Below are 23642 nucleotides of genomic sequence, written 5' to 3'. Positions count from 1 at the left end.
CTCCGCCGCGCGGCGGAGGCGGATCGTCGGGCAGGGTGAGGCGCGGCGCCCACCACGCCGCGAGGCTGGTCCTCGTGACCCACACCCTTTCCGGCTCCCGGACGCGTCCCGCACCCGCCCGCTCCCCCGGCGACTCGGCCGGGCGGATCCTGCGGGCCGTCGCGATCCTCGCCTGTCTCCCGTACATCGGCCTCAAGATCGCCTGGATGTCGGGCAGTCATGTCGGCATGCCCGAGGGCAGCGAGCTGCGCGACCCCGGCCGGCAGACGGTGATGGTCGTCGTCAACGGCCTGTCGGTGCTCATGGACGCCGCCGTGGTCGTCCTCGCCCTGCTGCTCACCCGCCCCTGGGGGCTGCGGGCACCGGCCTGGCTGACGGCCCTGCCCGCATGGGTGGCCTGCGGGCTGCTCGCGCCCATCATGGCCGGATTCCCGGCCCAGTTGGCGGCCAGGGCGCTCGGCTTCGGCGGCGGGGACGGGGGCCGGTCCTCCGGGTCGGGCGGGACGTTCCTGGCCGAGTGGGTCTTCGGGATGGTCTACGGCGGGTTCATCGTGCAGGGGCTGGCCCTGGGCGGCCTGTTCGTGCTGTACGCCCGCCGCCGCTGGGGCCATCTGTGGCGCGGCCGGATCGCCGATCTGCCCGCCCGGGGGGCGGGCCCCGCCACCCGGCGCCCGGTCGCCGTCGTCATCGCCCTGCTCACCGCGGTGCCCGCCGCCGTCCATCTGCTGTGGGCCGCGGGGTCGGACACCGGGCTGGACGACTACCGGGCCCAGGACCGCGGCAGCGACTTCTCCGTCCTCGAGGGTGTGTACGTCCTGTTCGCGCTCATCACCGCGCTCGGCGTGCTCATGGTCGCCTTCCGCGCCGGGCGTCGGGTGCGCCTCGCCCTGCCGCTGGGTCTGGCCTGCGTCGGCTCCGCGGCGCTCGCCTGCTGGGGCGGCTGGCTCCTCCTGACCGGACTGACCGCCCAGAACGCCGCCAAGGAGCCGACCGCGCTGATGAATCTGACCTACGCTGTGCAGATGACCGTCGGATTGCTCGTCCTCACGGCCGGCGGGCGCTTCTTCCGCGAGCGCGGCTCCGCCGGGGGCGCGGCAGCGTACCCGGCTTCGTGACCGGGGCGTGGTGGCGGCGGGCGGTCCGTGCGGTGGCCGGCCGCCGGGCCCAGCTGCGCTGGGTCCATCTGGTGCTCGGCGGCGCCCTGCTGATGCCGTACTACCTGCTGACCGGCGTCGTCTTCTCGATGCTCCTCCAGGACGCCGTGCCCTTCACCTCCCTGCCGTGGCAGCTGGGCACCTTCGCCACCGCCCTGCCGCTGGCCGTGCCGACCGCGCTGCTCCCGCTCGTACGCCCCCTGGAGGCCACCGCCGCCCGCTCGCTGTGCGGGCTTCCGGAGTCCGCGGAGCTCGCGGCCGGGCCCGCCGGGTCATGGGACGCGCGTGCCCGCACCTTGCTCTGGTACGGGCTGCATCTGGCCATCGGCGGGCTGGTCAGCGGGCTCATCCTGTCCCTGCTGCCCGCCTCGGCGCTGCTGGTCGCCCTGCCGTTCACCGACGGCTCGTACGCCGACGAGGGCTGGCCGCACGCCTTCGCCTCGGCCTCCCGCGCGCTGGCGCCCTTGGCCGGGGTGCTGCTGCTGGGCGTGATCATGGGGATCGCCGCGGCCGCCGGGGCGCTGCTGGCCCGCTGTGCGCCCGCGCTGCTCGGCCCCGCCCCCGCCGAGCGGCTCGCCGCCGCCGAGCGGCGGGCCACCCGGCTGGCCGCCCGCAACCGGCTCGCCCGCGAGCTGCACGACTCGGTCGGCCATGCGCTGAGCGCGGTGACCCTCCAGGCGAGCGCGGCCCGTAAGGTCCTCGACACCGATCCGGACTTCGCCCGGGAGGCGCTGGCGGCCATCGAGGAGACCACCCGGGACGCGGTCGGCGAACTCGACAGCGTGCTGGGCCTGTTACGTGAAGGGGAGGACCGTCCGGCCCCCGCCCCCTCCCCCACCCTGATGGACCTGGACGGGCTGCTGGCCCGCACCCGGGCCGCGGGCGTCGCCGTCGAGCTGACGGCCCCGGGCTCGCTGGACCGGCTGCCGCCCGTCGTCTCCCGCGAGGCGTACCGCATCGTCCAGGAGGGGCTCAGCAACGCACTGCGCCACGCGGGCCGGGTGCCGGTGCGGCTCCGGATCGCCGAGGACCCGAAGAAGGTGGAGATCACGATGGAGAACCCGGTGAACGGAGCCGCCCGGGCACGGCCCACCGGCGGCGGCCGCGGGCTGCGCGGCATCGCCGAGCGGGCCACCCTGCTGCGCGGCACCTGTGCGTGGGACACCGTGGACGGCGTCTGGCGGCTGACGGTCCGGCTCCCGCTGGAGGCGTCCCGATGAGCACCCCGCCGTCCCCGGTGAACGCCCCGCCGCCCCCGCTGCGCATCGTGCTCGTCGACGACGAGCGGATGGTGCGCACCGCGCTGCGCGCGATCCTCTCCAGCGAACCGGACCTTCAGGTCGTCGGCGAGGCCGGAAGCGGCGCCGAGGCCGTACCGGTGGTCCGTGAACTGCGCCCGGACGTCGTGCTGATGGACGTCCGGATGCCCGATGTCGACGGCATCCGCGCCACCGAGCGGATCCTGAGCACCATGGCGGACCCGCCGCGCATCGTCGTGGTGACGACGTTCGAGAACGACAGCTATGTGTACGACGCGCTGCGCGCCGGGGCCAGCGGCTTTCTGCTCAAGCGGGCCCGTGCGGAGGATCTGGTGCAGGCGGTGCGGCTGGTGGCCCGCAGCGATTCGCTGCTGTTCCCGGCCGCGGTGCGGGCGCTGGCCGCCGAACACGCCGCCGCCCGGGGCCCGGACCGTGAGGCGAGCGCGCGGGCGCTGAGCGAGCGGCTCTCCGAGCGGGAGGCCGCGGTGCTGCGGCTGATGACCGACGGGCTGTCCAACTCCGAGATCGCGACCCGGATGGCGGTGGGACCGGCCACGGTCAAGACGCATGTGGGGGCGGTGCTCACCAAATTGGGGGTACGGGACCGCACCCAGGCGGTGATCGCCGCGTACGAGAGCGGTTTCGTCACGCCGGGCTGACATCCGGCGGCCGGGGTGGTCTGCAGTGACGGGTCGGCCGAACGGACGGATGGGCGGGAGGAGCAGGCGCATGGAGTACGCACGGCTGGGCGCGTCGGGCATCAAGGTGTCGCGGATCTGCCTCGGCATGATGAGCTACGGCAGCCCCGAACACCGGCCCTGGCAGCTGGACATCGACGACGCGCGGCCGATCGTGCGGCGCGCGGTCGAGGAGGGGGTGACCTTCTTCGACACCGCCGACATGTACTCGATGGGCCGGAGCGAGGAGATCACCGGCGAGCTGCTGCGGGAGCTCTTCCCCGGCCGCGACGACTATGTCCTCGCCACGAAGGTCTACTCCCCGATGGGAGAGGGCCCCAACGACCGCGGGCTGTCCCGCAAGCACATCCTGGCCGGCATCGACGCCTCGCTGCGGCGGCTGGGCACCGACCACGTGGATCTCTACCAGATCCACCGCTTCGACCCCGCGACACCCGTCGAGGAGACGATGGAGGCGCTCCACGATGTGGTGCGGGCCGGAAAGGCCCGGTACATTGGCGCCTCCTCCATGTACGCCTGGCAGTTCGCCAAGGCCCAGCACACGGCCGAGGCGCACGGCTGGACCCGGTTCGTCTCCATGCAGAACCACTACAACCTGCTCTACCGGGAGGAGGAGCGGGAGATGAACCCGCTCTGCCTGGACCAGGGCGTCGGCGTCATCCCCTGGAGCCCGCTGGCCCGCGGGCTGCTGGCGGGCACCCGCGGCCGGGACCGCACCGGGACCACCGTCCGGGCGGGCAACGATCCGCTGGTGGAGAAGTGGTACGCGGACGCGGAGTTCTCCATAGTGGACGCCACCCGCGAGATCGCCGAGAAGCGCGAGGTGTCCCCGGCGCGGGTGGCGCTGGCGTGGCTGCTCGGCAGGCCCGCGGTCACCGCGCCGATCGTCGGGGCCACGAAGATCGGTCATCTGGAGGACGCGGTCGCCGCGGTCGGGCTGACGCTCGACGAGACGGAGGTGGCCCGCCTGGAGGACCCCTACCGTCCGCGGCCCATCATGGGCCACAGCTGACGCGACGGGACGGCTCCCGCAGCTCCCGGGAGCCCCGGATCTCCCAGGGCCTCAGTTCATCGTCGAGCCGATCTCGGTGCGGTCCATGACGACGAGGAAGCTGGTGACCGGAAGGGAGCCGTCCTGGCGCCGGGGGCCAAGGGCCGTGGTGGGGTCGGTGGTGACCAGCGGCGGGGTGGCCGGGCCGCCCGGCGTCCAGCTGTTGTCCCGGGAGACGGCGAGGCGTCCGGTGTCGGCGCTGCCGCGGCCGTTGGAGACCGCGAGGTTGCCGGTCAGGAGGGCGCGGGAGCCGGCGAAGGAGTAGCCCTTGCCCCAGTTGTCGAAGGCGGTGGTGCGCTGGAGCCGGAGGGCTCCGGTGTTGCCGCCCGCCTCGAAGCCGCTCTTGGTGTTGGCCCAGGCGGCGGAGGTCCGTACGACATGGGAGGGCGAGGGGGCACCGCGGCGCTCGGCGCCGAGCTGGAAGCCGCTGCCGTCGCCCTTGAAGTAGGGGATGTGCCAGCGGTTCCGGCCGTTTCCGAAGGCCCAGGAGTGCTCGATGGTGACGGGGCTCGCCCACATCCACAGGTCGAGGCCGTCGTCGCTGTTGCGGAACAGCCGGGATCCGGTGACCACGTTGCCGGTGCCGGAGCCGTGGGTGAGGGCCATGCCGTCGGCTCTCTGGCCGCCGGTGGCATCGTCGTGGTTGCCGTAGGAGTCCAGGTTCCGGATGACGTTGCCGTTGGTGTCATCGCCGCGGAGGGTGAGTCCGGTGTCGCCGTTGCCGTGGGTGCTGAGGTTCTGGAAGACGTTTTTCGCACAGGAGGTGCAGACCAGGCCGCCGCCCGGGGCGTTGCGCAGCTCGATCCCGGAGACCGTCCAGTAGTCGGCGCTGAGGGAGACCAGGGAGGAGCCCTCGTCCAGCCGGGAGCCGTCGAGCCGGACCTTCTCCGCCCGGTAGGGCCGGAGTCGGACGCGCTCGCGGGGGGTGCCGCTGACGGAGCTGCGCAGCGTCCTGGCGGGGTAGTACGTGCCGCCGCGCACCTCGATGGTGGTGCCCGCCTTGGCGGTCGATATCGCCTTCTCGAGGCTTCGGAAGGGGGACTTGAGGGTGCCGCTGCCGCCGTCGCTGCCGTTGGTGGCCACGTACACGGTGGTGGGCACGGCGCTCGCGCCCTCCGGCGAAGCCGTCAGATAGACCCCGGCCACGGCCGACGCCACGATCACGGCGCTGCCCAGCGGCAGCGTGCGGTCCTTACGGCGGCGGTGGCGGCCCCGCTTGCGCCTCAGCCTCATGGCAACTCCTGTTCCGCGTCGAGAGAACGGGCCGGAGGATCCGGACCGGCCCGTCCCATGTCGTAGTTGCCGCCAGTCCAGATTAGGTTGCCGGGCACCCGAGGATTCTTAGATTACGAAATTCCGATCGCCTCGCGATAGCTTGCGACAAGACTTGATCGTTTTGTGGCCGAGGATGTTCGGAAACGGAAGGTCCTGTTGGTCTGTTGCCTCATGGGCGATAGACCTTGCCCGGTTCCGGAGCGGCCGGGGCCATCAGCTGGGAGACCGTCACCACCGTATAGCCGTCCTTCTTCAGCTTGGCCAGGATCCCCGGCACCGCCGGCACCGTGCCCTTGTAGATGTCGTGCAGCAGGATGACCCCGTCGCGGTCCGTCTGCTCCAGCACCCGCTTCTCGATCAGCGCGGAGTCGGTCGTCTGGTAGTCCTTCGCCGTCACGCTCCACAGCACCTGCGCCACGCCCAGCTCCCGGCAGATCTTGGAGACCCGCTCGTCGGTACGCCCCTGCGGCGGCCGCATCAGCAGCGGCGTACGGCCGGTGAGCTTCTTGACGGCGCTCTGGACCCGGTTGATCTCCGAGCGGACCAGGTCGTCGTCGCTCTTGGTCAGGATCTTGTGCGACCAGGTGTGGTTGGCCAGCTCATGCCCCTCGTCCGCGATGCGGCGCACCAGGTCGGGGTGTTTGTCGATGTGCTTCTTGCCGAGCATGAAGAAGGTCGCGTGGACCTTCTCGCGCTTGAGGATCTTCAGCAGCCGGGGCGTGTTCTCGCTGGGGCCCGCGTCGAAGGTGAGGGCGACGCATTTGGCGCGGGAGCAGTCGACCGAGCCGTCCGTCCCGTCGCCCTTCTTCAGCACGTCCGGCTTCGAGGCGGCCGGTGTCGCGTGCCCGGGGTCCTTCAGCGCGTGCTCCCGCGCGCTGCGCGGTGAGGTGGTGTCGTAGGACGCGCCACAGGCGGTGAGGCCCAGCGTCAGACAGACGGCACTCATGAGCAGCCCGGATATTCGACCTTTTCGCCCCATTGCTCTCCCCGAAGTCCTTTTGTTGTCAGTAGTGATCGCAATGCCGCCAACAGGCATATAAATAGGTACTGTTGGCGGCATAAACTGCGAGCACTATACACCTCAGGTATACATGGGGTTCATAGAAACCCACGGGCCCGAGGACCCGTGGCCCCGTGGAGCGACGTGGTGATCGAGCGCGGCTAGCGCTGGTGCTTCTTCCAGTCCGCCTGCGCCGCGTTGAGCTCGTCCGCGACCTTGTCGCAGAACGCCTTGGCGGTCATCTCGCCGAGCAGCACCTTCTGGAAGCCGGGCTCGTTGTCGGCCTTGCTGATGTTGTTCCAGTCCGGGAGGTAGTACGGCAGCTGGACGACCTTGGTCCGCGGATCGTTGAGCGACTCCAGCGCGGCCTTGGTCGGCGGGGCCCCGGCGATCCAGTCGTCGTCCGCGGCACCGACGTTGGCGGGGATCGCGCCGACGTCCTCGTTCCAGAGGCTGTTCATCTCCGGCGAGGCCGCGAACGCGATGAACTTCCAGGCCGCCGCCTTGTGCTTGCTCGCCTTGAACAGCCCGAGGCCGTCGACCGGGTTGGAGACGATGGTGCGCGCCGCCCCGGCCCGGGAGGGCGGCAGCGGTATGCCCGCGATCTTCTCCTTGCCGAGCAGCCGTACGTGGTCGACATAGCTGCCGAGGTTGTGCTGCAGCATTCCGATGTCGCCCTGGTCGAACTGGGCGACCATCTTGGCGAAGTCGTTGTTGAGGTCCGCGGCGGGCGTGACCTTCTTGAAGAGGGCGATGTACTTCTCGAGCGCCGCGACGTTCCTGGGGTCGTTGAGGGTGGTCCTGTCGCCGTCCCAGAAGGACGCGATGCCGGACTGGGCGTACATCATGTCCAGCGCCTGGGCGATCGAGCCCGCGCCGCCGCGCAGGGTGAAGCCGAACTTGTTCCCGCCCTTGTCGGTCAGCTCGTCGGCGGCCTTGTAGAACCTCTCCCAGCTGTCCGGCGCCGGCAGCTTCGCCGCCTCGAAGAGGTCGGTGCGGTACCAGAGGGTGCCCTGGTTGGCGGAGGTCGGGACGGAGTACAGCTCCTGGTCCTCCCCGCCGGCCGCGCGGACGCTGTCGACCATGTTCTTGATCAGCTTGCCCTTGAGGGCGCTGTCGTCGATGCGGTCGGTCACGGGGTCGAGGGCGCCCTGGGCCACCAGATTGGCCAGATACGCGGTGCCCACGCCGCCGACATCGGGCAGGCTGTCGCCGCCGCTCTGAATGGCGGTGTCGTACTTCGACTGCACATTGGTGATCGGGATCGGGACGTACTTGACCGTGATGTCGGGGTACTTGTCCTCGAACTTGGCGATGATCCGCTTCCAGACCTTGGTGCGGGGGCCGCCGTTGTTGTCCCAGAAGGTGATGGTGCCCTTGCCGGAGCCCTCCTCTCCGGTGGCCGAGCCGTTGTCGCCGCAGGCGGTGGCGGTGAGTGCGAGGGTGAGCAGTGCGGTGAGGGCGGTTGCGGTGTGGGGTGCTCTGCGGGTGCGTGGGGTCATGGTGTGCGTCCGTCTCCTCGGGGTTGCTGGTCTTGGGGGTCGCTCCGTCTTGGCTGAGGCCGTGGCCGTGTGCGGGTCCGGTTGCGCCCACCCGTCCCGCCACAGGGCACCTCCCAGCGGTAGCTGGGGGAGGGACGATTGCTCACAACCCTGCTCATACGGCCGCGCCTCGGTCGGAGAGTTGGGCTGCTCGGCGGGCCGCGGTTTCGGGGGTCAGGCGGCCGTCCGTTATCGCGGTGACGATGCGTCGGGTGACCGTGTCCGCCGGGGCCAGGGGCAGTGGGCGGTCCGAGGCGAGGGCCGAGCCGATGCCCGGGTGTTCCCCGGTGCGCACCCACCACGGGTCGGCCCGGGTGTCGCCGGTCGCGCCCGCGAAGACCAGCGTCCACTCGTCGGTGGCCAGCGCCAGCCAGTCCGCGGGCCGTCCGTGCACCGCCGCCGCGCCCTCGCCGTCGGCGCTGAAGACCTGTGCGGGCTCGAGGCGCCGCGGGACGCGCCAGAAGAAGCCGCCTCCGTGGCCCGCCCCGCCGAGGGCGAGCTCCTGGCCCGTCACATTGGTGAGGGCGGAGGTGAAGTCCAGCGCCCAGCACGCGGTTCCCAGGGACCGTACGGCCACCGTGCGCCGCTCCAGCAGCAGTTGCCGCCCCCCGGCCTCCCACGACAGCTCCTCCACGAAGCCATCGGGGTCGCGCAGCAGCCAGCCGAGATGGCGCTGGCTCCCCTGGTGGGCCGGGCTCCCCCGGCCGCCCCGGAAGTCGTGTCCGGCCACCTCCGGGATGGCCATGGACACACCCAGGTGGGCAGGATCCTCGGCGGGCCGCAGACCGGTGACGGTGACGCCGCCGAGGGTGCGCACGGGGTGCAGATACGGGCGTGGCGCGACCGTGCCGGGCAGTTGGGGGCGGTGCGCGTACGACCCGACGACCCGGTGCTCATGGCGCAGCACGGTCCAGGGGGGACGGCGGGTGAGGGAGGGGATCAGCGGGTTGGAGGGGGTCAGGGGTGTCATGGGTGCGGGACCTCCGCGGGGCGTGCGGCCCAGGGGGCGCGCAGTTCCGAGTACAGGGCGAGGCGCTCGGCGCCGGCGGTGACCAGTCGGTCGATGCCGGTCACCACGCGCCGCTTGGCGGCTCGCGAGGCGACGCCCGCACCGGCCTCGGTGCGCCAGGCGTCGGCGGGCAGCGGGACCGGTGCGGGGGCGGTGCGGACCGCCTCGACGACGCGCATGAACGCGCCGGTGCGGTCCGGTGGGACGAGCAGTTCGGTGCCGTCGCGCAGATGCGCGACGAGGTTGTCCAGCAGATCGGTGCGCGCGTGGTCGGTGGTCTCGGGCGGCGCTCCGTCGCGTTCGACGCGGACCCGGTCCAGCTTGTACCAGAAGGTGATCCGCCCCCGGTCGCCGTGGACGACGACATACGGCTCACCGGGCTCCTCCGCGCACAGGGTGACGGCGGCGGCGACGGTGATGCCGCGGCTGGTGCGGATCCGTACGCAGGAGGTGTCGTCGGCCTCGATGGCGTTGGCCCGGTACAGCTCCAGCTCGATCTCGGCCACGTCCTCGGCCCGGTCGGCGCCGCCGAGGTGCAGGGCGGTGGCGACGGCGTGGGCGAGGGGGTTGGTGAGAACGCCGTCGACGACGTCGCGGCCGTCGAGGGTGCGGTGTCCGGCCCAGGGGGCGCGGGCGTAGTAGTCCTCGCCGCGGGCCCAGGCCCCGGCCGCGCCGATGCCGCGGATCGCCCCTATGCGGCCGTCCGCGACGAAGTTCCGAATGGCGGGCAGGGCGTGGGAGCCGTGTGACTGGAAGCCGATCTGGCAGGCGGTTCCGTAGTCGCGCAGTCCTTCGCTCAGCCGGGCGAATTCGGCATACGAGGGTGTGGGCGGCTTCTCCAGCAGAAGGTGCGCACCGCGTTCGGCGGCCGCGAGGGCGAGGTCGGCGTGGGTGTGGATCGGGGTGCAGATGACGGCGATCCGGGCGCCGGTCCGGGCCACGAGTCCGGCCAGATCGGCGGACTGCTCGGGCTCGCCGATCCCGTCGCCCAGCTCCTCACGGGTGAGCGGCCGGAGTTCGCACACCCCGGCGAGCCGGACCGTCCCCTCGGCGGCCAGTCGACGGATGTTGTCCAGGTGCCGGCGCCCATGCCCTCGGGCGCCCGCGAGGACGACGGGTATCGGTTCCTCGGCCGGGGCTGCCCCTCGTCCCGGGGCGTGCGCCATGCCCATGCTCGGACCTCCTCGTTCGCGTACGGTGTGCCGCCGAATACGGTGTGCCGCCGGCCGTTTCGGTCAGCCCTTGACCGCCCCCGCGCTGAAGCCGGTGATCAGCCATTTCTGGATGAAGGCGAAGACGATGACGACGGGCACCGCGGCGATCACCCCGCCCGCCGCGAGCGCGCCCAGGTCGACGCTGTCCGCGCCGATGAGGGTGTTGAGGCCGACCGGGATGGTCTGTTTGTCCTGGGAGCTGAGGAACATCAGCGCGAACAGGAAGTGGTTCCAGCTGTGCACGAAGGCGAAGGAGCCGACCGCGATCAGCCCGGGGCGCAGCAGCGGCAGCACCACCGCGCAGAAGGCCCGGAAGCGGCCGCAGCCGTCGACCCACGCCTGTTCCTCGAGCGACACCGGCACGTTCTTGATGAAGCCGCTGATGAGGATGATCGACAGGGGGAGCTGGAAGACCGTCTCCGCGATGACCACGCTCCCCAGCGAGTTGATCATCTGCAGGTTCTTGAAGATCTCGAAGAGCGGCACCAGCATCAGCGCGCCCGGGATGAACTGCGAGGCAAGCAGCGCCAGCATGAAGCCCTTTTTGACAGGGAAGTCGAAGCGCGCGAGGGCGTAGCCGCCGGCCAGCGCCACCGCCGTCGTCATCACCAGCGAGGCGACGCCGACGATCATGCTGTTCTGGAAGAAGACCCCGAAGCTGCGCTCGTTCCACACCTTCTGGAAGTGCTCACCGGTGACCGGCCAGGGCACCAGCGCGGTCGAGCCCGCGGGGCGCAGCGCGAACAGCAGCATCCAGTAGAAGGGGACGAGGGTGAACAGCAGATACAGGCACAGCGGCAGATAGATCTGCCAGCGCGGTACGCCCTGGTCGAGCCCGCGCCGGCGTCTCCCGCGGGCGGCGGGCGGCGGGGTGGCCGCGGGGGCGGGCCGGGTGCCCTGCTCGGCGAGTGCGGCGGTCACTTGGCGTCGCCTCCGAACTTGCTCAGGCGCAGATAGAGGATCGAGCAGAAGAGGAGGATCACGAAGGCGACGGTGGTCAGCGCGGAGGCGTAGCCGAAGTCATGGCCGTTGATCCCGGTGTTGGCGACGTACAGCGGAAGGGTGGTGGTCTGTCCGGCCGGTCCGCCGCCGGTGAGGGTGTAGAGCAGATCGACGTTGTTGAACTCCCATACGCCGCGCAGCAGCGTGGAGAGGATGATCGCGTCCTTCAGATGCGGCAGGGTGATGTGGAGGAACCGTCGCGCCCGGCCCGCGCCGTCGACCGAGGCCGCCTCGTAGAGGTCCCGGGGGATGGACTGGAGGTCGGCGAGGATGAGGATCGCGAAGAAGGGGACGCCGCGCCAGAGTTCGGCCACGACGGCGGCCCAGAAGACGGTGCCGGTGTCGGAGAGCACCGAGGTGCCGTAGGTGCCGATCCCGGCGTCCGCGAGATAGCGGCTGATGCCGGTCGAGGGGTTGTACAGCAGCATCCAGATGGTGGTCGTCAGCACCCCGGACACGGCCCAGGGCGAGAAGACCAGCGCGCGTGCGAGACCGCGGCCGAGGAAGGTCTGGTGCACCAGCAGGGCGAGCACGAGGCCGAGCAGGAGCTGCAGCAGTACCTCGGTGACGACCCATTTGCCGCTGAAGACGAGCGTGTCCCAGAACTGCGGGTCGTCGGTGAGGATCCGGGTGAAGTTGCCGAAGCCCGCGTAGCCGTTCCGCCAGGGCTTGGTGACGTTGTAGTTCCGCAGGCTGTAGTAGAGGACGCTGAGCATCGGATAGGCGATGAAGCCCAGCATCAGCAGCCCGGCGGGGGCGATCAGCAGATACGGGAGGCGGCGGGCCGGTCCTCCGGTACGGCGCCGGGTGACCCGGGGCGGTTTCGCCACGGCGTCGGCCATGACTGCTTCTCCGTTCTCGGAGTCGACGGGGTGCGGGTACGGGTTGGTGAAGCGCTTCCGTGAAGCGCTTACCGAATGTCGTTCGGTATCTCGTACAAAAAAATTTGGGCGTCGAGGAGGAGGCGTCAGCCCGCGTAGGGTTCGGGCACCGCCCCGGGGCGGGCCAGGAAGCGGAAGTCGCAGCCGGTGTCGGCCTGGGTCATCTGCTCCTGATAGAGCGCGCCGTAGCCGCGCTCGTAACGGGGCGGCGGGGCCGTCCACCCGGCCCGGCGCCGCGCCAGCTCGGCGTCGTCCACCTCCAGCCGCAGCACCCGCGCCGCCACGTCGAGGGTGATCCGATCGCCGTCGCGGACGAGCGCGAGCGGGCCGCCCACATACGACTCGGGCGCGATGTGCAGCACACAGGCCCCGTAACTGGTGCCGCTCATCCGGGCGTCGGAGATCCGCACCATGTCCCGCACCCCCTGCTTGAGCAGATGGTCGGGGATCGGCAGCATCCCGTACTCGGGCATTCCGGGGCCGCCGAGCGGACCGGCGTTGCGCAGCACCAGCACACTGTCCTCGGTGATGCCGAGGGCGGGGTCGTTGATGGTGGCCTGCATCGCCTTGTAGTCGTCGAAGACCACGGCGGGGCCCGTGTGCCGGAGCAGCCGGGGCTCGGCCGCGATGTGCTTGATGACCGCGCCGTCGGGGCACAGATTGCCGCGCAGCACCGCCACTCCGCCCTCCTCGGCCAGCGGGTTGTCGCGGGGCCGGATCACCTCGGGGTTGTGCACCAGGGTGCCGTCGAGCTGTTCGCGCAGCGTGGGGTGGGCGACGGTGGGGCGGTCCAGGTGCAGGACGTCCGTGAGGCGGGAGAGGAAGCCCGGGAGCCCGCCGGCGAAGTGGAAGTCCTCCATCAGATACCGGCCGCCGGGCCGCAGATCGGCCAGCACGGGGACGGTACGGGCGATGCGGTCGAAGTCGTCGAGGGTGAGCCGCACGCCGGACCGGCCGGCCATGGCGATCAGATGGATCACCGCGTTGGTGGAGCCGCCGAGGGCGAGCACGGTCGCGACCGCGTCCTCGTACGCCTCCCGGGTGAGGATCTCCGAAAGCCTGAGGTCCTGCCGGACCAGCTCGACCACGCGTAACCCGGAGGCGGCGGCCATCCGGTCGTGCCCGGAGTCCACGGCCGGGATGGACGAGGCGCCGGGCACGGTCACGCCCAGCGCCTCGGCGGCGGCCGTGAGCGTGGAGGCGGTGCCCATCGTCATGCAGTGGCCGGGCGAACGGGCCAGCCCCCGCTCCAGCTCGGACAGCTCGCAGTCGCCGATCAGCCCGGCCCGCCTGTCGTCCCAGTACTTCCACATGTCGGTGCCCGAGCCCAGCACCTCATTGCGCCAGTGCCCCGGCAGCATCGGCCCGGCCGGGACGAAGACCGCCGGAAGGTCGGCGCTGGCCGCGCCCATCAGCAGCCCCGGGGTGGACTTGTCGCAGCCGCCCAGCAGCACGGCGCCGTCGACCGGATAGGAGCGGCAGAGCTCCTCGGTCTCCATGGCGAGGAGATTGCGGTAGAGCATGGGGGTGGGCTTCTGGAACGTCTCGGAGAGCGTGGAGACCGGGAACTCCAGGGGGAAGCCGCCCGCCTGCCAGACCCCGCGCTTGACCGCCTGGGCGCGGTCGCGCAGGTGCACATGGCAGGGGTTGATATCGCTCCAGGTGTTGAGGATCGCGATGACCGGCTTGCCCAGGTGCTCCTCGGGGAGATAGCCGAGCTGGCGGGTGCGGGCCCGGTGGCTGAAGGAGCGCAGGCCCTCGGTGCCGTACCACTGGTGGCTGCGCAGCTCCTCGGGGCGCTTGCGCGGTCTGGGCGGGGTGCCCGCATCGATGGGACGGGTACTCATATCGACCACCCCTCGACGATCGCGGCGACTTCCGCACGCCTCGGCTCGGGCAGCGGCTTGCTCGGGGCGCGCACATCACGGCGGCACAGACCCATCGCGGCCAGCGCTTCCTTGACGACCGTGACGTTGTTGGCGGACTGCCGTTCGGCTCTGAGGTCCTCGAACCGCCGGATCTGTTCCCACACCTTCATCGCGGCCGGAAAGTCTCCCGCGCGCAGCGCGCCCAGCATGTTGAGCGAGACGTTGGGGGCCACATTGACCAGGCCCGAGGTGAAGCCGGTGGCGCCGACCGCCCAGTAGGCGGGCGCGTACAGCTCGGCGAGCCCGGCCACCCAGACGAACCGGTCCAGCCCGGCGTCGCGCGCCACGGCGGCGAAGCGGGTGGCGTCGTGGACCGCGTACTTGACCCCGATGACCTGGGGGCACTCCTCCCCGAGCCGGGCGATGGCCGCGCCCTCGATGAGCGGATTGCGCAGATACGGCACCACGCCCAGCTCGGGGACGGCCTCGGCGATGGTGCGGTGGTAGTCGATCCAGCCGTCCTGGGCGACGTAGGGGTGCACCGGCTGATGGACCATCACCATGTCGGCCCCGGCCGTGCGGGCGTGGCGGGCGGCCTCGACGGCGGTGGCCGCGTCATGGCCGACGCCGACGAGGACGGCGGCGCGACCCGCGGCCTCCTCGACGGTCAACTCGGTGACCAGCCGCCGCTCTTCGAGAGTGAGGGCGTAGAACTCGCCGGTGTTGCCGTTCGGGGTGACGGCCTTGACCCCGCCGTCGAGGAGCCGGCGCAGCAGGGCGCGGTAGGCGGCGCGGTCCACGGCGCCATCGGCGTCGTACGGAGTCACCGGGATCGCCACGACATCCGCGAGCGCCGTCCTCAGCGGTGAGTAGTCCATACGAACCCTTTCTCTCGATGTTCGGCATCGGGCGAGCTGTTCGGATGGTGCTGGGGTCGGCGACCGGGGCCGCCATGGCGCTACTCCCGGTCCAGGGACTCCCCACCCGGGGACTTCCCGTCCGGGGACTCCCGGTCCGGGGACTCCCGGTCCGGGAAGGCGCGCCGGACGAAGGAGGCGATGTGGTCGTGCAGGGCGCGGCCCGCCCCGTCGGCGTCGCCGTCGAGCGCACGGGCCAGGATCTCCCGGTGCTCGAGCGCCTCCTGCTCCCAGGAGGGCACCGCCTGCCAGGCGACGGCGGACACCAGCGCGGCCTGGTCCCGCAGTTCGTCGAGCATCCGGGTCAGCAGGGGGTTGCCGCAGGGCAGATACAGCGCCCGGTGGAAGTCGCGGTTGGCCAGCGACCGCCCGGCAGGATCGTCGGCCGCGTCCGACCGCTCCAGCGCGGCCCCGGCGGCCTCCAGCCCGGCCCGCGCGGCGACGGTCCGGCGCAGCGCCTCGGGCTCCAGGAGCAGCCGCACATCGTAGACCGCGTGCGCCATCGCGGTGTCGACGGTCCTGACGGTGGCCCCCTTGTACTCGCTCATCACCACGAGCCCCCGCCCCGCGAGGGTCTTGAGCGCCTCCCTCACGGGCGTCTTGGAGACCCCGAACTGCGCGGCCAACTCGGCCTCCACCAGCGCCTGCCCGGGGCGCAGCCGCCCGGTGAGGATCGCGTGCTTGACCGCCTCCTGCACGTACTGGGTGCGGGAGGGGATCGGGCTCGGGGCGATGTCCATGGCCGCTCTCAGATCTGACACAGCGCGTCTCATATATGACGTATGAAGTACGACGCGATGAAGTTAGGGCGGCCCCGGGGGTTCGTCAACGGTTCCGGCGAAAATTCGCACCCGGCGGGCAATCGCCCGCACACACCCCGCGACTCACCGCCGACGCCACTAGCGTGGCCCGGATGAGAGTGGGTTCCGCGACGACGCGGCTGATCGTGCTGCGCGGCAACTCCGCGTCCGGCAAGTCCTCCGTCGCCGCCGGACTGCGCGCCCGCTACGGACGCGGCCTCGCGCTGGTGGGCCAGGACAATCTGCGCCGGGTCGTGCTGCGGGAGCGGGACACCCCGGACGCGGCGAACATCGGCCTCATCGACACCGTGGCCCGCTATGCCCTCGACCACGGCTTCCACGTCGTGGTCGAGGGCATCCTCTGCGCCGCGCACTACGGCCCGATGCTGGACGCCCTGTGCCGCGACCACCTGGGCCCCACCCACGGCTACTACCTCGACGTCCCGTTCGCCGAGACGCTGCGGCGGCATGCCACGAAGCCGCAGGCGGACGAGTACGGCGAGCCGGAGCTGCGCGGCTGGTACCGGCCGCTTGACCTGCTGCCGGGCGGGGGCGAGACGGTGATCCCGGCGACGAGCGCGCTGGAGGAGACGGTGGAGCGGGTGATGCGGGACGCGGGGTGGGCGGCGGCGCCCGGGACCGACGGCGCCGAGGCCCGAGGAGCGTCCGCCGCCCCTACGCCCGCTCGGGCGCCTCGGCTTCCGCCGGGTGGGAGTGGCCGGTGAGGGCTTCGGGGAGGGCGGGCTCGCGCAGGGTGCGCAGCAGGAGCCGGCCGAGGGCGGGGAGGACGATCAGGGGGGTGAGGGCGGTGCGCAGGGTCGTGGCGTCGGCGAGGGCGCCGATGAGGGGGCTCGCGAGGCCGCCGACGCTGACGGTGAGCCCCAGGGTGACGCCGCTCGCGGTGCCCACGCGGCGGGGCAGATAGTCCTGGCCGAGCGTGATGTGCAGGGAGAACGGCACGTACAGCCCGGCCGAGGCGAGCGCCACACAGAGGTAGAGCGCCGGGCCGGGGACGAGGACGACACCCGCGACGGCGAGGACGGTCAGGGCGTAGGACCACTGGACGACCGGGATACGGCCGTAGCGGGCGGCGAGCCCGCCCCCGGCCACCGTGCCCGCCGCGCCGCCGACGTAGAGCACGAACAGGGCTGCCGTACCGGCCAGTTCGCCTCCGCCGACGCGCTCGCGCACATACAGCGAGATGAACGCGCTCAGCCCGACGAAGACGATCGAGCGGCACATGATGGCCCCGGACAACCGGAGGAAGGAGGGCCAGTCATCCCTTCCCTCTCCCCCACGGCCGGCCCGAGCGGGCCCGGTCGCCGCGCCAGGGGCCCTGAGCGTCCGTAGCGTGGCCGCGCACAGGGCGGCACCGGCGACGGCGGGGACGGCCAGCAGCGGGGAGGCGCGCAGACCGCCGGTGGCGATGACGGCGGCGACCGCGAGCGGCGCGGTGGCGAAGCCGATGTTGCCGCCCAGGGAGAACCAGCTCATCGCGGTGTGGCTGCCCCGGCTGGCGAGCCGGGCCACCCGGGCGGCCTCGGGGTGGTACGCGGCGACGCCGATCCCGGAGACGGCGACCACGATCAGGGTGAGCGCATAGGAGTCGGTGACCCCGCTCAGCGCCACGCCCGCACCGCCCACCAGCGTGCTCACCGGCAGCAGCCACGGCATGGCCCACCGGTCGGTGAGCGCCCCGAACAGCGGCTGCACCACCGATGACAGCAGCGAGGCCGCCAGCACGACACCGGAGGCGGCGGCGTAGCCGTAGGCCCGCTCGGAGACGAAGAACGGCACCAGCGCGGCCACCGCTCCCTGGTAGATGTCCACGCAGGCGTGGCCCAGGGACATCAGCGCGATGGCTCTGCGGTGTGAGGTGGTCCGTTTCGTCGACACCCTTCGATCGTGGCGATGCCACCGGGTGTCGCGCTTCCGATAATCCGCCGACCCGTCCCGGAAACCCGCCACCTGGGCGGGGTCCGGGGCGGGTCCCGGTTCAGCTCGGACCCAGGTCCTGGCTCAGCTCGGCTCAGCCCAGTTCGGCGAGCGCCGTGCGGACGGCCGCGAGGTCCTGGTCCGAGGCCAGACCCGCGTGATACAGGCGGAGTTCATCGGCGCCCAGCTCCACCGCGTGGGCCGCGTCCTGCGCCAGCGTCGCCGGGCTGCCGCCCATCCCCGCCACCACCGTGAAGTTGGCGGCGAGCACGGTCCTCTCGGTCTGGTGCGGGACGAAGGGAAGCAGGACCGCGGAGCGCGCTGCCTCGCCCCCTGTGCAGGGCAGCACGACCCCGTCGGCCTGGGCCAGCACATCGGCGGGGTGCACGCCGACGTTGGCGCCGAGCCGGTGCGGGGCCGGGTCGGCGTGCAGCAGAACCCGGAAGTCCGCTTCTGCCGCGCTCCTTACGGCGGCCACGGCCTCGCCCCGCAGACTGCTTGCGACCCGGTTGCGCCAGGTCGCGAAGACGGCGGCGTGGTCGGCGCCGAGCAGCTTCTCGACCTCGGCCCACTCCCCCGCGCGGTCACCGCCGTCCGCGGTCGTCTCGCCCGTCCACACCGGCCCCAGGGCGCGCACGACCGCCTGGCGCAGCTCTTCGGCGTCGGCCCCGAGTTCCGCATAGCCCGCGGCGCAGCTCTCGCAGAAGCACAGCGACATCAGATACTGGCCGGCGCCGCCCAGCGGTACCCCGCCGATCTTGTCGTGGGCGTGCAGATGGGCCAGCCCGTACCAGCCGCAGGACTCCAGCTCGGTGCCGCGGGTGCCCGGCCGTACCGCCGCCTCGGCGGCCAGGTCCACCAGATAGGCGCGCACCTCGGGGCGGGCGATGCACGGCGCCCACGGGTAGCGGTCGCCATAGGCGTTGCGCACGGAGGTCCGCGGATGCTCCTCGCCCAGCCGGGTGTTGTGCGCGAGCACGACCCAGGCGTGGACCTCGAGACCGGCGTCGGCCAGGGCGGCGGCCGCCTCGCCGTACGGGTCGTCGCCCGGCACCCACGACTGCTCGTACGGGCGCAGCTCGCGCCCCTGCCAGCGCTCGGCGTCCGGCGGGTAGAGCACGGCCGCGTGGCGGGCGGTGACGATGCGGTGGCCGGGGTGACGCGGGGTCAGGGCCCGGGTGGAGTGGTAGGCGGAGGCCAGCGTCACCTGCTGGACGCCGAGATCGGCGATGCGGCGCGCGGCGTCCGGGTCTCCGACGACGTCCCAGGGGTAGACGAAGGCGGAGGCCCTCACCGCGCCTCCCCGTCCCCGTCTCCGTCTCCGACCAGCGCCATACCGCGCTCGATCAGGTCGGCCAGCTCCTTGACGTGGGCGGGGCTGGGCTCGCTCAGCGGCGGCCGCACCTCGCCCACGTCCAGCCCGCGCAGCCGGACGCCCGCCTTGACCAGCGAGACCGCATAGCCGCGGCCCTGGTTGCGGAGCTCGACCAGCGGCCGGTAGAAGCCGTCGAGCAGCTTGTTGACGGTCTCGTCGTCGCCCGTCATGAACGCCTTGTGGAAGGCGACGGCGAGCTCGGGGACGAAGCAGAAGACGGCGGAGGAGTAGAGCGTCACGCCGATGCCGCGGTAGGCGAGGCCGGTCAGCTCGGCCGTCGGCAGCCCGTTGAAGTAGTGGAAGTCCTCGTCGGGGGCGCCCGCCCGCACCGCGCTGACGATGCGCTGCATCAGGTCGAGGTCGCCGAGGCCGTCCTTGAGGCCGATGATGCCGGGCACCTTGGCGAGCCGGGCCACGGACTCGGGGGCCAGGACGGCGTTGTCCCGCTGATAGACGATGATGTCGAGGTCGGTCGCGCCGGCGAGGGCGCTGTAGTGGCGGATCAGCCCCTCCTGATCGGCCACGACCAGATAGGGCGGCATGGCGAGCAGCCCGTCCGCACCGGCCCGCTCGGCCAGCTTGGCGTACTGGATCGCCAGCGCGGTCCCGTACCCGGCGCCCGCGACCACCGGGACCCGCCCGGCGGACTCCTCCACGGCGGCCACGACGCAGTCGTGGAACTCCTCGGGCGTCAGGGCGTGGAACTCGCCCGTGCCGCAGCACGCGAAGACGGCGCCCGCCCCCGCTTCGATCCCGGCGCGGACATGCGCGCGGTAGATCTCCAGGTCCAGGGCGCCATCGGGACCGTAGGCGGTCACGGGGAAGAACAGCAGTCCGTCAAGGCGCTCGGCAAGTGAAGCTGAGGTCACGGGCTTCTCCCTGTCGTGTACACCGACCCGTCGTCACCCACCGACGCAGTGTGCACGTTTCTGATCGTCATCTACATTCGTGAACACGCTCACCGTAAGGCAGCCATCGGTCACCGGTCAAGGGTGCCAACGGGGTGACACCCCTCACCCGGCGGTGAATTCCGCGGCACCGCGCCACCCTTGACGACTCCTGCGCCGATCCTTACGGTGGCCATGAATCTGAATCGCATACATGAATAAAAACCACATATAAAAACCCCATACGTGATTCCCCATGGAGGAGATCCGCCCATGCCCGCTCCCCGCACCGTCCTCCTCACCGGCGCCGCAGGCGGCATGGGCACATTGATGCGCGAGCTGCTGCCGCCGTACGGATACCAGCTGCGGCTCCTCGACCAGCTCCCCATCGAGGGCGAGCCGGACGCGATCACCGCGGATCTGTCCGACCGGGACGCCCTGCGCGAGGCCGCGCGGGGCGTCGACGCGATCATCCATCTCGCGGGCATCTCCCTGGAAGCCCCATTCGAGAAGATCCTGCGGGCCAATATCGAGGGCACGTACAACCTGTACGAGGCGGCCCGCGAGGCGGGCGTCCGCCGCGTCGTCTTCGCCTCCAGCAACCACGCCGTGGGCTTCACCCCGCGCCCGGTCGGGGACGACCCGCTGATCCCGCTCGACACCCCGCGCCGCCCCGACACCTTCTACGGGCTGTCGAAGTCGTTCGGCGAGGACCTGGCCTCGTTCTACTGGGACAAGTTCGGCATCGAGACGGTCGCCATCCGCATCGGCTCCTGCTTCCCCGAGCCGACGAACGTCCGCATGCTGTCGATCTGGATGAGCCCGGCGGACGGCGCCCGGCTGCTCCACGCCGCCCTTACGGCGGAGAACGTGGGCTACACCGCGGTCTACGGCAGCTCGGCCAACACCCGCCTGTGGTGGGACCTCTCCTCGGCCCGCGCCCTGGGGTACGAGCCCCAGGACGACTCCGAGCCGTACGCCGCGAAGCTGATCGCCGAACAGGGTGAGCTGGAGCCCGGCAACCCCGACCACGAGAACCTCGGCGGCGCGTTCTGCACCAACCCGCCGATCTGGCCCCGCTGAGGTTCTCGGGCGGGCCCCTGTACGTATGGCCACCGCTCGCCGAGACGGGGTGGCCTGTGAGCATGGATCCGGGGGTGGGGAGCGGGGCGCCGCCGCCGACCGGCCCGGCGCCCGGCGACGAAGGCCGGGCCCCCGCCCGCCGTCCCATGCTCAAACGCGCCGAAGGCGCGACCCGGCGCCGCGCCCAACCGAGCCGGGCAACCCGAGTGCTCAGCCCGCCGTCTCGGCCCACTCCTGCACCGTCGTGACCTCGGCCTGCGACGGGAACACCTTCTCGATGAGCAGCCGGTGGATCTCCGGGTCCGGGTCGTAGCAGGCGTCGGACAGCACCGTGAGCCGGAAGTCGAGGTCGGCGGCCTGCCGGAGCGTGGACAGGACGACGCCGCTGGTCGCGACGCCGGTCAGGACGAGGTGGGTGAGGTCGCCGGACCGCAGCACCACATCCAGGTCGCTGCCGGCGAACGCGCTGACCCGCCGCTTGGTGACCACGACCTCGCCCGGCCGGGGCGTGACACCCTCGTGGATGGCGATCTTGGGGTCGTCCTCGGTGTAGAGACCCGGCGGCAGGGTGGTGAACACCTTGTTGCGGGACGACGCTTCGGGACGGCCGGACCGGAAGCCGATGACGACGTATACGACGGGGATTCCGGCGCTGCGGGCGGCGTCGATCGCCCGGCTCACGCGCGGCACGTAGTCGGGGTCCTGGACCCGGGCCACGATGCCTTCTTGGACGTCCATCACGAGCAGAGCCGTGTTGTTCACGTTCATCAAGCCTTTCGCTGCTGCGGTTGTGGAGCGGAGGAGGAAGCGCCGGAGGAGGCGTCGGATCCGATACGGCCCAGCGAGCGGTCCACGGCCGTCAGCGCCAGGAACAGGCCGGTGACGGTGAGCATGAACCAGGCCAGGCCGTGCAGCCCACCGGTGTCGGCGCGGGCGCCGAAGAAGGCGCCGTTGGCGCTGGAGGCGACCATCGCGCCGAGGTAGAGGAAGGTACGGAGCAGCCCCGCCGAGGCGCCCATCCGTTCCGGATCGGCCTGGTGGTACACCGCGTTCTGCAGCGCGAGGCTGATCAGCCCCTGCGGTACGCCGAAGACGAGCGCGACGGTGATCAGCAGCCCCACCGCGCTGTGCGGCTGGAGCAGAAGCAGCAGGGAGCAGCCGGCGATCTGCGCCACGGCGCCCACGAGCAGCTTGCCGCGTACGGCGGTCCGGCGGCCGGTGAGGGTGGACACCGCGATCCCGGTGAGGAACATCGGCAGTTGGGCGAGGCCCGCCTGGGATGCCGTCAGCCCCCGGCCGTCCTGGAGCCACTGGGTGTAGCCGTACAGGAAGACGTACGAGACGACGGAGACGAGGAGGGCGCGGGCATAGGTGAGCAGCAGGGGTGTATTGCCGCCGAACACCCGCAGATCGATGAAGGGCTCGGCCACCCGCAGTTCCCGCACCGCGAACCCGGCCGCCGCCACCACCATCAGCACGGGCAGGTACCAGCGGTCGGCCCGGGGCTCCATCAGGAAGAGCAGCAGCGAGACGAGCATCGCGGCGAACAGCGCCATGCCCGGCAGGTCCAGCCGGATCCCCTTCGCCGCGCGCGCCTCCCGGGGCGCCTTGGGCAGCCGCCGGACGCCGAGGAGCAGACCGGCCACCGCGAGGGGGATGTTGACGGCGAACGTGCTGCGCCAGCCGCCCAGCCCGATCAGCACTCCGCCCAGGGGCGGTCCGATGACCGCGACGGTCTGGCTCGCGACCGCGAGCGTGGCGAGGATCCCGGCGGGGCTGTCCTGGCCGGTCCGCCGGGCCTCGCTGCGGATGAGGGACATCGCCGCCGGATAGCCCGCGCAGGTGCCGAAGCCGAGCACCACCCGCGAGACGACCAGCGCCCCCATGTTCGGGGCCAGCAGACCGATCAGCCCGGCGATCCCGGTCAGCGTGGCCCCGGCGAGGAAGAGGCGGCGCGGCCCGTAGAGGTCGATCAGCCGGCCCACGACCGGCTGCCCTATCGCGGTGGCCAGATAGAGCGCGGAGACCAGCCAGGCCGTCTGCGAGGGCGGCGCCCCGAACGCGGCGCCGATGGGCACCAACGACACGGAGATGATGGAGGAGTTGACCGGGTTCAGGATCGAACCCAGCATCATCGGCGCGAGGAGCTTACGGTCGAAGGAGCCCCGCGCGGTGGTTTTGGCCCTGCGTCGTGTCAGCCGCTCGATCATGCGCGGCTGAGCCGGTCCAGCAGGGCCAGCGCCTCGAGGATGGTCTCCCGTTCCGCTTCCGTATAGCCGGTCTCCAGGGCCTGGGCGAGCCATTCCTCGCCCGCCCGCCGCTTGTCGTCCAGGTACGCACTGCCGGTGTCGCTCGTCGAGACCAACTGCCGCCGCCCGTCATGGGGATCGGGACGCCGCTGGATCAGCCCGCGCTCCTCCAGCACGGCGAGCGTGGCCGCCATCGACTGCGGCCGCACGCGCTCGGCCGCCGCCAGGGCGCTGGTCGAGGCGGGGCCCTCCTTGCTGAGCCTGCTGAGCACGGAGGTCTGCGAGGGGGTGAGCCCCTCGTTGTCGTACGTCTCCCTGAACCGCCGCCGCAGCCGGCCGATCACCACACGGATCTCGTGCGCGGCGCGCACGGCGGACGCGGACATGCCGCCAAGGGTCTCTGCCATGCCCGTCACGGTAATTTCTTCAGTCCAGCCTGTCCAG

22 protein-coding genes are annotated in these 23642 nt (G+C 71.8%); 6 read left to right on the top strand and 16 right to left on the bottom strand.

All coding sequences use genetic code 11. The features are described from left to right. Positions 1 to 74: 74 nt before the first annotated feature. From J8403_RS32430 to J8403_RS32415, 4 genes are all read left to right on the top strand, one after another. Complete coding sequence (locus tag J8403_RS32430; RefSeq protein ID WP_246586089.1) at positions 75 to 1115, top strand: hypothetical protein; 1041 nt, start codon at positions 75 to 77, stop codon at positions 1113 to 1115. Beyond that, positions 1112 to 2374 (top strand): sensor histidine kinase, encoded by a 1263-nt coding sequence (locus tag J8403_RS32425; RefSeq protein WP_211126262.1) that lies wholly within the window; start codon positions 1112 to 1114, stop codon positions 2372 to 2374. The genes J8403_RS32430 and J8403_RS32425 overlap by 4 nt, the downstream gene beginning before the upstream one ends. After that, positions 2371 to 3072 carry a response regulator transcription factor gene (locus J8403_RS32420; RefSeq protein ID WP_211126261.1) on the top strand — a complete coding sequence of 234 codons (702 nt, stop codon included), beginning with the start codon at positions 2371 to 2373 and terminating at the stop codon, positions 3070 to 3072. Before J8403_RS32425 ends, J8403_RS32420 begins: the two co-directional genes overlap by 4 nt. A 70-nt stretch (positions 3073 to 3142) precedes the next feature. Continuing rightward, entirely contained in the window at positions 3143 to 4123 is a 981-nt protein-coding gene (locus J8403_RS32415) for an aldo/keto reductase (protein WP_211126260.1), read from the top strand. A gap of 51 nt (positions 4124 to 4174) precedes the next feature. On the opposite strand, the gene J8403_RS32410 is transcribed toward J8403_RS32415, so the two are convergent. The 10 genes from J8403_RS32410 to J8403_RS32365 all read right to left on the bottom strand — a co-directional run bounded on the left by J8403_RS32410 (position 4175) and on the right by J8403_RS32365 (position 15609). Further along, positions 4175 to 5395 carry a right-handed parallel beta-helix repeat-containing protein gene (locus tag J8403_RS32410; protein ID WP_211126259.1) on the bottom strand — a complete coding sequence of 407 codons (1221 nt, stop codon included), beginning with the start codon at positions 5393 to 5395 and terminating at the stop codon, positions 4175 to 4177. 211 nt (positions 5396 to 5606) lie between these two features. After that, on the bottom strand, positions 5607 to 6416 hold the full coding sequence (locus J8403_RS32405; RefSeq protein WP_211126258.1) for a polysaccharide deacetylase family protein: 810 nt from the start codon (positions 6414 to 6416) through the stop codon (positions 5607 to 5609). Between the two features lie 182 nt (positions 6417 to 6598). Further along, positions 6599 to 7939 (bottom strand): ABC transporter substrate-binding protein, encoded by a 1341-nt coding sequence (locus J8403_RS32400; RefSeq protein ID WP_211126257.1) that lies wholly within the window; start codon positions 7937 to 7939, stop codon positions 6599 to 6601. Positions 7940 to 8093: 154 nt separating this feature from the next. After that, positions 8094 to 8948: a DUF6807 domain-containing protein gene (locus tag J8403_RS32395; RefSeq protein ID WP_246586088.1), complete on the bottom strand. Its 855-nt coding sequence runs from the start codon at positions 8946 to 8948 to the stop codon at positions 8094 to 8096. After that, positions 8945 to 10159, bottom strand: coding sequence for a Gfo/Idh/MocA family protein (locus J8403_RS32390; protein ID WP_211126256.1), 1215 nt, complete (start codon positions 10157 to 10159; stop codon positions 8945 to 8947). Before J8403_RS32390 ends, J8403_RS32395 begins: the two co-directional genes overlap by 4 nt. 63 nt (positions 10160 to 10222) lie before the next feature. Continuing rightward, positions 10223 to 11122 (bottom strand): carbohydrate ABC transporter permease, encoded by a 900-nt coding sequence (locus tag J8403_RS32385; RefSeq protein WP_211126255.1) that lies wholly within the window; start codon positions 11120 to 11122, stop codon positions 10223 to 10225. Beyond that, positions 11119 to 12045, bottom strand: a complete 927-nt coding sequence (locus J8403_RS32380) for a carbohydrate ABC transporter permease (protein WP_211126254.1) — start codon at positions 12043 to 12045, stop codon at positions 11119 to 11121. Before J8403_RS32380 ends, J8403_RS32385 begins: the two co-directional genes overlap by 4 nt. Before the next feature lie 125 nt (positions 12046 to 12170). Further along, positions 12171 to 13931, bottom strand: coding sequence for an L-arabinonate dehydratase (gene araD, locus J8403_RS32375; RefSeq protein ID WP_211126253.1), 1761 nt, complete (start codon positions 13929 to 13931; stop codon positions 12171 to 12173). Next, entirely contained in the window at positions 13928 to 14830 is a 903-nt protein-coding gene (locus tag J8403_RS32370; RefSeq protein ID WP_211126252.1) for a dihydrodipicolinate synthase family protein, read from the bottom strand. The genes araD and J8403_RS32370 overlap by 4 nt, the downstream gene beginning before the upstream one ends. Positions 14831 to 14910: 80 nt before the next feature. After that, the gene (locus J8403_RS32365; protein ID WP_211128540.1) at positions 14911 to 15609 is read right to left on the bottom strand and encodes a GntR family transcriptional regulator; all 699 of its coding nucleotides are present in this window, start codon (positions 15607 to 15609) and stop codon (positions 14911 to 14913) included. Between the two features lie 173 nt (positions 15610 to 15782). On the opposite strand from J8403_RS32365, the gene J8403_RS32360 reads away from it, so the two are divergent. Further along, a complete protein-coding gene (locus J8403_RS32360) occupies positions 15783 to 16394 on the top strand; it encodes a kinase (RefSeq protein WP_246586087.1) in 612 nt (203 codons plus the stop codon). On the opposite strand, the gene J8403_RS32355 is transcribed toward J8403_RS32360, so the two are convergent. From J8403_RS32355 to J8403_RS32345, 3 genes are all read right to left on the bottom strand, one after another. Next, positions 16345 to 17520, bottom strand: a complete 1176-nt coding sequence (locus tag J8403_RS32355; protein ID WP_211128539.1) for an MFS transporter — start codon at positions 17518 to 17520, stop codon at positions 16345 to 16347. The two genes, J8403_RS32360 and J8403_RS32355, sit on opposite strands and share 50 nt — an antisense overlap. A gap of 178 nt (positions 17521 to 17698) precedes the next feature. Then, positions 17699 to 18898, bottom strand: a complete 1200-nt coding sequence (locus tag J8403_RS32350) for a hypothetical protein (protein ID WP_211126251.1) — start codon at positions 18896 to 18898, stop codon at positions 17699 to 17701. Beyond that, entirely contained in the window at positions 18895 to 19848 is a 954-nt protein-coding gene (locus tag J8403_RS32345) for a 5-dehydro-4-deoxyglucarate dehydratase (RefSeq protein ID WP_211126250.1), read from the bottom strand. The genes J8403_RS32350 and J8403_RS32345 overlap by 4 nt, the downstream gene beginning before the upstream one ends. Before the next feature lie 291 nt (positions 19849 to 20139). Between J8403_RS32345 and J8403_RS32340 the strand changes: the two genes are divergently transcribed. Continuing rightward, on the top strand, positions 20140 to 20949 hold the full coding sequence (locus tag J8403_RS32340) for an NAD-dependent epimerase/dehydratase family protein (RefSeq protein WP_211126249.1): 810 nt from the start codon (positions 20140 to 20142) through the stop codon (positions 20947 to 20949). Between the two features lie 210 nt (positions 20950 to 21159). Here the strand turns inward: J8403_RS32340 and J8403_RS32335 are convergent, their stop codons facing one another. The 3 genes from J8403_RS32335 to J8403_RS32325 are packed head-to-tail and all read right to left on the bottom strand — an operon-like array spanning position 21160 to position 23584. Further along, the gene (locus J8403_RS32335; RefSeq protein WP_211126248.1) at positions 21160 to 21711 is read right to left on the bottom strand and encodes a cysteine hydrolase family protein; all 552 of its coding nucleotides are present in this window, start codon (positions 21709 to 21711) and stop codon (positions 21160 to 21162) included. A 5-nt stretch (positions 21712 to 21716) separates the two neighbouring features. After that, entirely contained in the window at positions 21717 to 23159 is a 1443-nt protein-coding gene (locus J8403_RS32330) for an MFS transporter (RefSeq protein WP_211126247.1), read from the bottom strand. Continuing rightward, positions 23156 to 23584 (bottom strand): MarR family winged helix-turn-helix transcriptional regulator, encoded by a 429-nt coding sequence (locus tag J8403_RS32325; protein WP_211128538.1) that lies wholly within the window; start codon positions 23582 to 23584, stop codon positions 23156 to 23158. Before J8403_RS32325 ends, J8403_RS32330 begins: the two co-directional genes overlap by 4 nt. Positions 23585 to 23642: the final 58 nt, after the last annotated feature.

Source organism: Streptomyces yatensis, assembly GCF_018069625.1.
Taxonomy (GTDB): Bacteria; Actinomycetota; Actinomycetes; order Streptomycetales; family Streptomycetaceae; genus Streptomyces; species Streptomyces yatensis.
The sequence above is the reverse complement of the archived record's forward strand: the minus strand, read 5'-3'. Positions and strand labels throughout refer to the sequence as shown.